At 37.8% G+C, this 12,441-nt stretch carries 10 protein-coding genes and 1 riboswitch; of the genes, 2 read left to right on the top strand and 8 right to left on the bottom strand.

Translation table 11 applies throughout. From position 1 onward, the window contains the following. Window positions 1-180: 180 nt before the first annotated feature. The 6 genes from FCI53_RS07170 to FCI53_RS07145 form a co-directional block, all read right to left on the bottom strand. Window positions 181-648: a prephenate dehydratase domain-containing protein gene (locus tag FCI53_RS07170; protein WP_138417311.1), complete on the bottom strand. Its 468-nt coding sequence runs from the start codon at window positions 646-648 to the stop codon at window positions 181-183. Window positions 649-1,303: 655 nt separating this feature from the next. Continuing rightward, the gene (locus tag FCI53_RS07165) at window positions 1,304-2,245 is read right to left on the bottom strand and encodes a nucleoside hydrolase (RefSeq protein ID WP_138417309.1); all 942 of its coding nucleotides are present in this window, start codon (window positions 2,243-2,245) and stop codon (window positions 1,304-1,306) included. 146 nt (window positions 2,246-2,391) lie between these two features. Beyond that, on the bottom strand, window positions 2,392-3,474 hold the full coding sequence (gene serC, locus FCI53_RS07160) for a 3-phosphoserine/phosphohydroxythreonine transaminase (RefSeq protein WP_138417307.1): 1,083 nt from the start codon (window positions 3,472-3,474) through the stop codon (window positions 2,392-2,394). A 51-nt stretch (window positions 3,475-3,525) separates the two neighbouring features. Next, a riboswitch (ZMP/ZTP riboswitch) is annotated at window positions 3,526-3,607 on the bottom strand. Window positions 3,608-3,771: 164 nt separating this feature from the next. Then, a complete protein-coding gene (copZ, locus tag FCI53_RS07155) occupies window positions 3,772-3,978 on the bottom strand; it encodes a copper chaperone CopZ (protein WP_138417305.1) in 207 nt (68 codons plus the stop codon). A 131-nt stretch (window positions 3,979-4,109) separates the two neighbouring features. Beyond that, window positions 4,110-6,506 carry a heavy metal translocating P-type ATPase gene (locus FCI53_RS07150; protein ID WP_171038096.1) on the bottom strand — a complete coding sequence of 799 codons (2,397 nt, stop codon included), beginning with the start codon at window positions 6,504-6,506 and terminating at the stop codon, window positions 4,110-4,112. Window positions 6,507-6,516: 10 nt separating this feature from the next. Continuing rightward, entirely contained in the window at window positions 6,517-6,834 is a 318-nt protein-coding gene (locus FCI53_RS07145; RefSeq protein WP_138417301.1) for a metal-sensing transcriptional repressor, read from the bottom strand. Window positions 6,835-7,047: 213 nt separating this feature from the next. Between FCI53_RS07145 and FCI53_RS07140 the strand changes: the two genes are divergently transcribed. Together FCI53_RS07140 and FCI53_RS07135 are read left to right on the top strand one after the other, a co-directional pair. Next, window positions 7,048-7,587: a hypothetical protein gene (locus tag FCI53_RS07140; protein ID WP_138417298.1), complete on the top strand. Its 540-nt coding sequence runs from the start codon at window positions 7,048-7,050 to the stop codon at window positions 7,585-7,587. Window positions 7,588-7,759: 172 nt separating this feature from the next. Then, on the top strand, window positions 7,760-8,488 hold the full coding sequence (locus FCI53_RS07135) for an urease accessory protein UreH domain-containing protein (protein WP_138417297.1): 729 nt from the start codon (window positions 7,760-7,762) through the stop codon (window positions 8,486-8,488). Window positions 8,489-8,608: 120 nt separating this feature from the next. Here the strand turns inward: FCI53_RS07135 and FCI53_RS07130 are convergent, their stop codons facing one another. Together FCI53_RS07130 and FCI53_RS07125 are read right to left on the bottom strand one after the other, a co-directional pair. After that, window positions 8,609-10,702 carry a heavy metal translocating P-type ATPase gene (locus FCI53_RS07130; protein ID WP_138417295.1) on the bottom strand — a complete coding sequence of 698 codons (2,094 nt, stop codon included), beginning with the start codon at window positions 10,700-10,702 and terminating at the stop codon, window positions 8,609-8,611. Window positions 10,703-10,823: 121 nt separating this feature from the next. Beyond that, entirely contained in the window at window positions 10,824-12,224 is a 1,401-nt protein-coding gene (locus tag FCI53_RS07125; RefSeq protein WP_138417293.1) for a sensor histidine kinase, read from the bottom strand. Between the last annotated feature and the right edge of the window lie 217 nt (window positions 12,225-12,441).

Raw genomic sequence — 12,441 nt, 5'->3', positions numbered from 1 at the left:
CCCCCTGACTATTTCCTTCTTGTACTAACCTGCCAATTTACTTTAATAAATAAGCTGCTTAATCCTTCTTGAAGATAAGCATCCCGTTTAATAAGATTATTTACATACGTACTACCTATTAACCTAAAACATAAAAAGTTGTAACATCACTGTTATTTTCAATATTTTCAACTAGGATTTCTAATCCATAAAGATGAGCAGCCTGTTAGAAGCAATCGCTGCCGTATTTAATAATTTATTATCTGCAACGTGCTTAGCACTGGCAGCCGTATTAAAAAACTCTTGCAATGTGAAATTTAACTGTCTTAGATAAATTTCACACTCTTGAAGTGCCTTTGGATGAGAAAAAACTGTTTTTATACTATTTAATTCTTGACCTTTTAAAGCCATAAGACAATGATGAGTATTAAGGTCAATTTTTTTCATAACAGCCCAATGACCAGAAGAAAGCAAGTCATTCACCTCTGATACATAACCCGAATTTGATGTTTTAACGGGTAATACTGCATAATCTGACCGTTTATTTTTAACTGAATCCAGAGCATTATAAAAACTATTACAGTACAAGAAAGATATAGAATCATCTAACATTTCTAGTGCCGCTGTTTCTGCATAGCTACCTGTTATCCCACAAATAGAAACAATCATTTCTTTTACTCCTTTTAGATATAATTGTAAACCAAAATAAGAATTTCCCTAAATAAAAACATAGTTATAACTCTCTTTATGTATGTTGCTCTTATTCAACTATTCCTGCTCCGCTAGTTTAAGATCATCACTTCACAATCTTACATTATTTTAACACAAATATTCAGAATTCATCGTAAAATCGAAATTAAGCAAAAAAGAAACCCTTCACATTAGTAGGAATAAAAAACAACATAATCGTTTAACAATAATGTTAGTTAGTATAATATTGGAATGCATTTTCGTATGCTAATTTATGCTAAAAATTCCCCCTAACAGTCTCACATTAAAGTAAAGACCAAATCATATGTGTGTGATTTGATCCGCTAATTAGTATGTTATTTCTTATGTTTCTCCACCGAAATTAAAATCAGGTGTTATTTTCTTATATGGGATACGGACGGGATGTTTCTTGGAGATAGCACTCGATCGGGGCGCACGTTTCACTCGTTTTCGTCCACTGGTTTTAGCGATCATGCTCTATTTAAAGCACATTGATCTGTTTTTTGTTTACTGCTTTCGTGGTAATCCTTTATTTAGGGTATGTTTGACAACAGGTTGTGTATCAATTACATACCCCATGTTATACAATCAGTCAAAAACTTATTTTAAACAGTTAATTCGAATAGGACGCCAATGCATCATACATTAAGTCCCAAAACTTTTCTTTATCTAGTCCATAGGCAAAATCAACATTAGGCTCTCTACCTGTTACCCCTAATCGATCAATACTTGTAAGACCATAGGAAAACTCACCTTTTGTTTCAATATCAACTCGAACCCGTTGCATCTGAAAAATGGAAGGATTAATTAAATAGGCAATCGTACATGCATCATGAATTGGTGCCCCATCAAAACCAAAATGTTCTTTATAAGTTTTGGCAAAAAAGGTCAACAACTCCACAACAAAGGTCGCTACCTCATTGTCAATCTTTGCTAGTTTATTCACCACGTCATCCGTAGCAACTGCTTGATGGGTAACATCTAATCCAAACATCGAGATTGGAACACCACTTTCAAAAACAACCTTTGCCGCCTCTGCATCAACATAAATATTAAATTCAGCTGCTGGTGTCCAATTTCCAAACGTTCCACCACCCATTAGTACTATTTCCTTTATTTTGGGAATGATCTTTGGTTCCCGAACCATCGCTAAGGCAATGTTAGTCAGTGGCCCTGTCGGAACAAGGGTAATATCATTATCGGAGGCTAATACTTTTTCAATCAGTAAATCAACCGCATGCATGTCAATCGCCTGTTTGGACGGATGGGCTGGTAGTGCTGGACCATCAAGACCAGTCTCTCCGTGAATTTCTTCGGCGATTTCTTGTTTTTTAACAAGTGGTCGGTTTGCCCCTTGAGCCAGCGGAACATCGTCTAATCCGATAATGTCACAAACTTTTAAAGCATTTAACGTATTCTTTTCGACTTCTACATTTCCTGCAACCGTCGTGATTGCTTCTAATTGTAAATTACTTATTTTGGATGCTGCTAGTATTAATGCGATCGCGTCATCATGTCCTGGATCACAGTCTAGTATAATTTTTCGACTTGTCATTGCTGCCCCTCCTACATTTCGATATACCTCTGTCCTTTTTGTAACCGTTCACATCAACGATAATATTTCTTAGCAATCTCGTCAATATGGTAGACAGCTAGACTAAAGAAAAGGGTAACCCGTATCGACAGGTTACCATTTTCACCTTACTTATTTGCTTGTTCAAATTCTTTCATAAAGTCAACCAGCGCTTCTACCCCTGCTACAGGCATTGCATTGTATATACTTGCGCGCATTCCCCCTACCGAACGGTGGCCTTTTAATGTTTCTAACCCTTGCGCCTGCGCTTCTTCTACGAATTTAGCATCTAGTTCATAGTCTGGAATCACAAATGGAATATTCATAATCGAACGACTATCCTCTTTAACTGGGGATGCATAAAAATCAGATGCTTCGATGAAATCATACAGCAATGCTGCTTTTTGTTCATTAATCTTTTGCATTTCTTTTAACCCACCAAGTTCATGTAACCAATCAAACACTAATTTAGCCATATAAATCCCAAATGTAGGTGGGGTATTGTATAGTGACCCACTTTCACTATGTGTCTTGTAATCAAGCATGGTTGGACAGTTTTCAGGTGCATGACCAATTAAATCGTCGCGAACAATCACAACCGTTAACCCAGCAGGACCAATATTCTTCTGTGCCCCAGCATAGATCATTCCAAATTTTGAAATGTCGAGTGGCTCTGACAATATATTGGAAGAAACATCTGCTATAAGTGGTACATTTCCTGTGTCAGGAATATCACGAAAAGCTGTTCCTTCAATCGTGTTGTTTGTTGTAATATGAACGTAGTCTGCTTCAGGATCAATCATACTAGCGTCCACTTCTGGTATATATGTAAAATTCTCATCCTCTGAAGAAGCAATCACCCGAATATCCCCATACTTTTGCGCTTCTTTAATGGCTTTTTTCGACCATGAACCGGTGTTGACATAGTCTGCTTTCCCACTTTTGGTTAGCAAGTTCATTGGTACCATCGCAAATTGTTGCGATGCGCCCCCTTGAATAAACAACACTTTATAATTGTCTGGTATCCCCATTAATTCTCGTAATCGTTGTTCCGCCCCAGTAATAATATCTGTAAAAAGACCTGAGCGGTGACTCAGTTCCATGACAGACATTCCCGAATCATTGTAATTAAGCAGCTCCGTTTGGGCCTTTTCTAATACATCAAATGGTAACATGGATGGACCAGCAGAAAAATTGTACACTCTTTTCATGATTCCAACTCCTATTCTAGTTATGATAGAAAGTAGTAAGTTTTATTCCTTACCTTTTGCCCAGGCGATCGGCAAAAATATAACGATGTGTTCCCTTACGGTCATCCGCTCTTCGCCAGTTACACAACGTCCTTTCATCTTGTGATTATTCTATCAATCTATCAAACATTACTCAACCTAATTTTTCAAAAATTTGGTTAACTTTTGTTTAATTTTGTCGTGTACTCCAACTTTATATAAACAAATAAACGCTTGGGACCAGTTAACCCCAAGCGTTTATGTTCGATTCAGCTACTGTTATGCTACATCATATCCTTGTTCTTCAATCGCATCTTTTAGTTTTGCTTCCTCTACTTTCGCCTCATCATAGCTAACTTCTACTTTCCCTGTGTCTAGGTTTACATCAACACTATTCACACCTTCTATTTCTTCCAATGCGCCGTTAACCGCCGCTTTACAATGTCCACAAGACATTCCTTCTACATTTAATGTTATATTTTTCATTATGAAAACCTCCTATAAGAATAATATGAATATACTATATTTTAACTGGCAAACGATTCCTACTTAGTAGAATGAAATAGCCAGAAAAAAACGATCTCGTTTTAATGAACTTTCCTACAATTATATAGAGACTAAACTTTAACTCGCTTTAATCGTAAAGCGTTCGAAACAACAGACACGGAACTGAATGCCATTGCTGCTCCTGCGATCCATGGTTGCAGCAGTCCAATCGCAGCAATTGGAATACCGGCTGAATTGTAAGCTAAAGCCCAGAATAGATTTTGACGGATATTTGTCATTGTTTTTCTACTTAGACCGATTGCTTTTGGAATATTGGACAAATCCCCGCCAACTAAGGTAATACCAGCCGTTTCGATTGCGACATCAGTACCAGTTCCGATTGCAATCCCAATGTCGGCAGTAGCCAATGCGGGAGCATCATTAATCCCATCCCCAACCATGGCTACTTTTTTCCCTTGTTCTTGCAGGGATTTCACATGGTTGGCTTTATCCTCTGGTAGCACTTCGGCAAATACATGATCAATACCCACTTGTTTAGCAATTGCGTTAGCAGTTCGTTCATTATCACCAGTAATCATATATACTTCAATCTGCTGATCTTCTAACTGCTTGATCGCATCTTTAGCTGTCGGCTTGACTGTATCTGCAACGGCCACAATTCCTACTAGTTCACCATCAATGGCAAACATCATTGCAGTTTTACCTTCTAATTCATAGTTTGTCATTTTATCTTCATGACCCTGAAAGTCTACTTGATACTCATTCATTAACTTTCGTGTACCGACTAATACATTTTTGCCATCGATTTGTGCTTCAATACCATGCCCAGGTATCGCTTCAAAATCTGACGCCTCCAGTAATGCTACATCTTGCTCTTTTCCATAGGCCACGATCGCTTCGGCTAATGGGTGTTCAGAGGATCGTTCGGCAGCAATCAAGTATGGTAAAGCCCCATCGACAAATGTCTCAACATCGGTTACTTCAGGTGTTCCTTTTGTAACGGTACCTGTTTTATCTAAAATAATCGCATTGATTTTATGGGTCGTTTCTAAATGTTCCCCACCTTTAAACAATACCCCAGTTTCTGCACCTTTTCCTGTTCCAACCATTATCGAGGTTGGGGTTGCTAACCCTAATGCACAAGGACAGGCAATTACCAGAACAGCGATTGATGCTTCAAGTGCTGCTGGTAAATTTTGTGGATCAACAATAAAGAACCAAACAACGAAGGTTAAGATAGCAATGACAACAACGATTGGAACAAAAATACCTGAGATCACATCGGCCATTCGTTGGATTGGTGCTTTTGAGCCCTGTGCATCTTCAACCACTTTAATGATCGAGGCTAACGCCGTATCTTTCCCTACTTTTGTGGCTTCCATTTGAATGGTTCCATTTTTATTAATCGTTGAACCGATCACCGCATCCTCTGTTGTTTTTTCTACTGGGATCGATTCCCCTGTAATCATTGATTCATCAATCGAGGATTTCCCAGAAACAATGGTACCATCTACGGGTATTTTTTCCCCTGGTTTCACGACAAGTCGATCGCCAACTACTACTTGTTCTAATGGTACTTTTACCTCTTCTCCATCTCGAATCACAGTCGCATCTTTTGCTTGTAAATTCAATAATTGCGAAATGGCTGCAGTTGTTCTGCCTTTAGCCATTGCTTCAAACAGTTTTCCAACCAAGATTAAGGTAATTAAAACCGCACTTGTTTCAAAATATAAATGAGGATGATAACCTGTATTAATCGTTGCTCGAATTCCTTCAACTAAACTGTAAAAATAGGCTGCAGAGGTACCTAGCGCAACAAGTACGTCCATGTTGGCACTTTTATTCCGCAAATTCTTGTACGCCCCAACATAGAACTGCCACCCAATATAAAACTGAACAGGGGTTGCAAGTACAAACTGTACCCATGGGTTCATTAAAAAGGCTGGCATCGGAATACCTGATTCCCATGGCAGGTGGCCGACCATTGTGTAAAGCAGCGGTAAACTTAAAATAGAAGAAAGGAGTACTTTCATTTTCATTTGATGAATTTCCGCTTCCTTATGGTTTTGTTGGTCTTCTCTACTTTGGCTTAATTTAGCCTCATAGCCTAATTTAGCTACCTTTTCTTCCATTTGCTCGACCGTAACCATGCCAGGCTCATACTCAACAACCCCTTTTTCAGTAGTCAAATTAATCGATGCATTAACTCCATCCATTTTGTTTAAAACTTTTTCTATTCTTGTCGAGCAAGCGGCACAGGTCATACCATAAATATCAAATTCTGCTTTCTCTTTCTGAACCCCATAACCTAATTTATTAATTCGTGCTGAAATGTCTTCTGGTGTTACTTTATCTTCGTCATAATCTATCGTAGCTTTTTCCATCGCTAGATTAACGTTGGCGGATACACCATCCATTTTGTTGAGTGACTTTTCAATCCGAGTGGAACAGGCTGCACACGTCATGCCTGTAACCCCTAGATCTACATGCTTCTCTGCCAAGTTCATTCACCTCCTATTACGATTTTGACAGTTGTTGCATCACTTTCATTAATTCTTCAATCGATTGCTCACCATCGCCTGTTTGAATCGCATCTGAAACACAATGATGCATATGTCGTTCAAGCAATTGCATACCCGTATTTTTTAAGGCCGAATTAATCGCACTAATTTGCGTTAAAATATCGATACAATAACGATCCTCTTCCACCATTTTTTGAATCCCTCTTACTTGGCCCTCTATCCGTTTTAAACGGTTAAGTACTTTTTGCTTTTCATCTTCGGTGCGAGGCACCATGTGTTTATGTGTATGGTTATTTTTTTCATTTTCAGTCATGTGATCACCTCTTATTTATACCCTACCATGGTATAGTATGGTTTTCAATAAAAAAATACAAATCGTTAAAAAGTGTATCTAACTCAATATGAAATTTTATCATAACCATTGTTAAAAGCTCCTATTCAGAACACCCTACCATGGTATAGAAGAATATTTCATTCTCCCCTGCATACTGTTATTAGTGGACAACTTATGATTGGGGATGAATGGATGACAACCACATTACTAATAATTTTATTGATAAGTATCATACAAACGTTCTCGATCTTTTCATTCGTTCTATGCCACCGAAATCATCTACCAAAAATGACTGGTATGCTCGTGTCTATGTCCCTCGGAATGTCTGTAGGGCTTTGGATCGGAGTTATCTTTGGGATTATTTGGACAGGAAATCTATTTCAATCAACAGTATATGCTATTTTGATAGGCTTAACTGTGGGGTATGTCACAGGTATGCCAATTGGCTTAATAGCTGTCATTGACGGCGCGCTGTCTGGATTAATGGGAGGTATGATGGGCGCAATGCTTGGGGATATGATCGCGATGTCTCATCCAGACACCACCATTAAACTATTATCCTTTATTATTTCGATGATTTTAACCATTGTACTCTACACGATAGGTGAACAAATTCAGAATAAGACCTATCATTCCTTTTGGTTTGTTAACCATTCATTTTTAATGCTTTTCATCATTACTGCAATATATTTCGGTTTGAGTTTTACAGGGCCAGTTTTTTTTGGTCATTAACGCGAAACTTCAAATGGTTGGGGTTTCTTTCATCACCACTTTTCTACGATTGAAGTGGACTTACAGCCAGTTACATGCAAAAAAAATTGTGCAGAATGAAATGAACATTCTGCACAATTTTTTCACGAAAAGATGGTAAAATGATCTAAAACTCACAAATCAAGGTGATTCGATGTATCAATTATTTAGTCAACTGAGCAGCTGGCTCAGCCATCCATTTTATAACCTCGCCTTATCTTGGGAAGGACTACCCATTTTGTCCGCCTTTCTATTAGGGATTGTTGGCGCCGTAGCACCATGTCAATTCACAGGCAATATTGGAGCGATAACGATCTACGGAAACCGATCCTTGCAAGAAAAAATCCCATGGGTGCACATTTTATTGTTCATTTTTGGTAAGTTAGTCGTTTTTTCTGCGTTAGGGTTCATTATATGGTTAGCAGGAGTCGAAATACGAGGAAAGTTCACCATGTATTTTCCTTGGATGCGTAAAGCTATTGGCCCCCTTTTAATCTTCATAGGTATCTACATGATTGGGTGGATTAAGATTAGATGGAACAGTAACATGATCCGGATCCCTGAACGGATCAAGAATAGTAAAATGGGAAGTTTTTTAATGGGAGTTAGTTTTACATTAGCATTTTGTCCTACCATGTTCATGTTATTTTTTGTTACGCTTATGCCAATTGTTTTGTCCACATCGTACGGTGCGGTACTACCTTCAATATTTGGGTTAGGCACATCCATCCCGCTAATACTGGCTATCTTTCTCATTTGGTATTTTGAACTAAGTGGGCAATTTATGAAAAAAGGTAGAAAAATTGGAAAGGTCATTCAGCAAACGGCTGGAGTATTCATGATTCTATTAGGTGTATTGGATACGCTTATTTATTGGCAATAAGTTATGCTACCTTACTTTTTTCCAAAATAGTTATCAAACTATTGTAGGTGAGGAAACGACTAATAAAATACTAAATTAAAACAGGCACTCCATCCTTACGATGGCAGTGCCTGTTCTTGTTTAAGCTTTTAAAAACCTTGCATTAATTGCTACGATTACCGTACTTAGCGACATCAATACGGCACCAACAGCTGGGCTTAGAACTATACCAAGTGGAGACAGAACACCTGCAGCTAAAGGGATCGTTACGATATTATATCCAGCAGCCCACCACAGATTTTGAATCATTTTTCGATAAGTCGCTTTTGATAAGGTTAGAATCGAGACAACATCATTTGGATTACTCCTAACAAGGACGACATCTGCAGTCTCCATTGCCACATCTGTTCCTGCTCCAATTGCAATTCCAAGATCGGCATTGGCTAAAGCTGGTGCATCATTGACACCATCCCCTGTCATCGCTACCTTTAAGCCTCTTTTTTTAATTTCTTTAATCTTATCTGCTTTCTCATGTGGTAATACTTCCGCATATACCTCATCTAAATTCAATTGACTAGCTACCCAATTGGCAACTTGTTTGTTATCTCCTGTCAACATCATTGATTTCACTTTAAGTTCATTTAAATCTACAAGCGCCTGTTTAGCTGTTTCACGAATTTTATCCGCTAATGCAATCATGCCAGCTAAGTTGTCTTCGATTAGAACAAACACGACCGTTTTTCCTTGTTTCGAAAGTCTTTCAAATTCTTCCGTTGGATAGCTAATTTTCTGTTCATGGACATATCCTGGGCTCACTACTTTAATCTCTTTACCATCTACTTTTCCTTGCAGTCCTTTTCCTGTTAACGATTCGAAGGAGTCCGTAGCTTTAAAAGTAATCCCTCGTGCCTTAGCATCTTCTACAATTCCTTGTGCGATTGGATGCTCGGACTGCGCTTCCAAAGAGGCAGCGAGTTGAAGAACATCATGTTCATCAAAACTAGATTCAATAGTTAAATCTGTAATACCAAATTTTCCTTCTGTTAATGTCCCTGTTTTATCGAATACAACGGATTGAAGTTTTCTTGCTTCTTCAAAACTCGTTCGATTACGAACTAGTAAACCTTGTTTAGCTGACAATGCAGTTGACCTTGCTACAACTAAGGGTGCCGCTAAACCTAATGCATGTGGACACGCAATAACCATTACCGTTACCATTCGTTCAAGTGCATAATTAAAATTATACCCAATGGCTAGCCAGACAATTAGAGTAGTAATACCGGCAATTAGCGCAATAAAAAATAACCATTTCGCTGCCCGGTTAGATAAATCTTGTGTTCTTGATTTGGATTGTTGGGCCTCTTTCACCATTGTTACGACTTGTGATAAGTAACTCGCTTCACCAGTTTTATCAACAGAGACCGTAATAGAACCTTCCCCATTAACCGATCCACCAATTACTTGATCATCTTTACTTTTATCAACAGGCACCGACTCACCTGTTAACATCGATTCGTCGACAGCTGATTGACCTTTTATAATTGTTCCATCAACTGGCACCTTTTCACCCGGCTTTACGAGTACATGGTTTCCTTGTACAATCTCAGAGATTTGCACATCTTTAATCTCACCATTTTCTTCAACCAAGTGTGCTTCTGATGGCATCAATTTAATTAACTCTTCTAGAGCATTGGAAGCCCCCATGACCGAACGCATTTCAATCCAATGGCCAAGCAACATGATATCGATTAATGTTGCAAGTTCCCAGAAAAAATTATTTCCGGTAAGCCCAAAAACGGTTAAGGTACTGTACCCATAAGCCACGATAATTGCTAATGCAATCAACGTCATCATACCCGGATTTCTTTGTTTTAACTCATCGATTGATCCCGTAAGAAAAGGCAAGCCTCCATAAAAGAAGATGAAGGTGGATAACGTGAATAAGATGTACATATCTCCTGTAAATCGCCAATCCACTCCTATGAACCCTTGTATCATTGGTGATAATAGTAGAATTGGGATTGTAACAAGTAGTGAAATGTAGAAACGCCTTTTAAAATCCTCAATCATATGACTATGGTCGTGGTGTCCGTGCTCTTCTTCATGGTGGTGTTGATGCCCCTGATGATGTGACGTATGTGTGTCTTTTTTTCCATGATCATGAGAATTATCATGAAGAATATGCTCATTATGATGCTCGTGATCATGGTGTCCGTGATGTTGATGATGTTTCATTTCTATCACCTCTTTTTAGACTTTTTCATTGTCACTTAATCACAACACATTGATAGTATTTCCTTAAAAAATGCAGATTTTGTGCAGAAGCGTATATTTTTGAACATGTGACTTATAACAATTACATTGTATCCATCGATGTGTTCTCACTCTTTTTTAACATAATCGCAAATGTGCTACCTTTCCCCATCACACTATTCACCTCAACTATACCTCCATGCCTCTCCACTATCTCTTTTACAATAGCAAGCCCTAACCCACTTCCTCCAGTTTCACGAGATCGGGATTTTTCAACGCGGTACAAACGTTCCCATATATATGGAAGTTCTGATTCTGATATTCCTTCACCTTGATCGGAAATTTCTATCCTTACTGTTTCGGTTTGATCCACTACTGTGACGGAGACCTTTGTTTGTTCCATAGCATATTTCCATGCATTATCTAATAAGTTACTTATTACTTGTCTAAAACGTATCGGATCAATGGAGATTTCAATGTTTTTATTACATGAAAATTCTAATTGAATATTTTTTTCTTTAAAGGCAGGTGAGAATTTTTCAATCATATCTTGAAGGAACTCATACAACCTTACTTTCTCTTTTTGTATTAAAAACTGGTTCTGATCCATTTTCGCAAGCATAAACAAATCCTTCACCATTTCAGTTAATTTAGTTGCTTCCTCTTGAATAATCGCGGCAAATTTTTCACGATCTTCAGAATGTAAGTTAGTCCTACTTAATAAATCTGCATACCCTTTTAGATACGTAAGAGGTGTTCGTAATTCATGAGAAATACTTGCTAAAAATTCACTTCGCTCCTTTTTAAGGTGTTCCAATTCCTCTGACAAGCTTTGGATCGTTCTAGCCAGTTCACCTAACTCATCATCACGAAATGTATCAAGGATAACATCATGATTGCCTAATTTTAATTTTTCTGTCGCAGTTTTCATTTTTATTAATGGTCTTGTAATCGATCTAGATAAGTAAAAGATGGTAACGATAGAAACAACAACAGCCACGATCCCAACAATTAGAAATGAGATCGTTATATCTCTAATCATCTGTCGTATTGGTACGGTTTCCGCAAACATATAAACATACCCTTTTGTTTCACCATTGATGTTAATCGGACTGATCGTTGCTAAATATGGTTCTGTTCGCCACCTAGACTCTACTAATATTCCATGATGCGAAAACTCCATTGTCTCCCCTTTTTGAATAAGATGTTTCATCTCTTGATTCACATCATGGGATGCATCTAACTGATTAAATTGATCATCAACAATCACTACCTTTGTATCAGCCTCTGACTCCATAAGTGCAACGTGTTCAATCGTAGTTGGTTCAAAATTTTTCTCTAACACATCACGATGATTCATCCCACGGGATAGTAGGTTTTCGGTTTCACTTTCAACCCTTTCATTTGTAATCGATACATACAGAAAGAAAAATAACATCGACTCCATTAATAAAATAAATATTAAAAATAACAGACCTAATTTAAAAGAAATTTTATTTTTCATATTTTCTCCCTTATCCTTACAACAATGGTTGAACATGTATCTATTCATTTAGGCTTTGTCAACTATATGTTTTAGTATGACGGTATAAATCTACCAAATCAAACTTTATAGCTATAGCTCAATTATAAGAAGAAAGTGTCAAGAAACTTTGCATTTTTGCATTAAGCCAATAACTAAAAGTGATCCTATATTAGGCATGGTTAAAATTAAAACGGAT

The sequence above is a fragment of the Aquibacillus sediminis genome, from assembly GCF_005870085.1.
GTDB lineage: Bacteria > Bacillota > Bacilli > Bacillales > Amphibacillaceae > Aquibacillus_E > Aquibacillus_E sediminis.
Note: the sequence above shows the minus strand (reverse complement) of the source record. Positions and strands in the feature narration are given on the sequence as shown.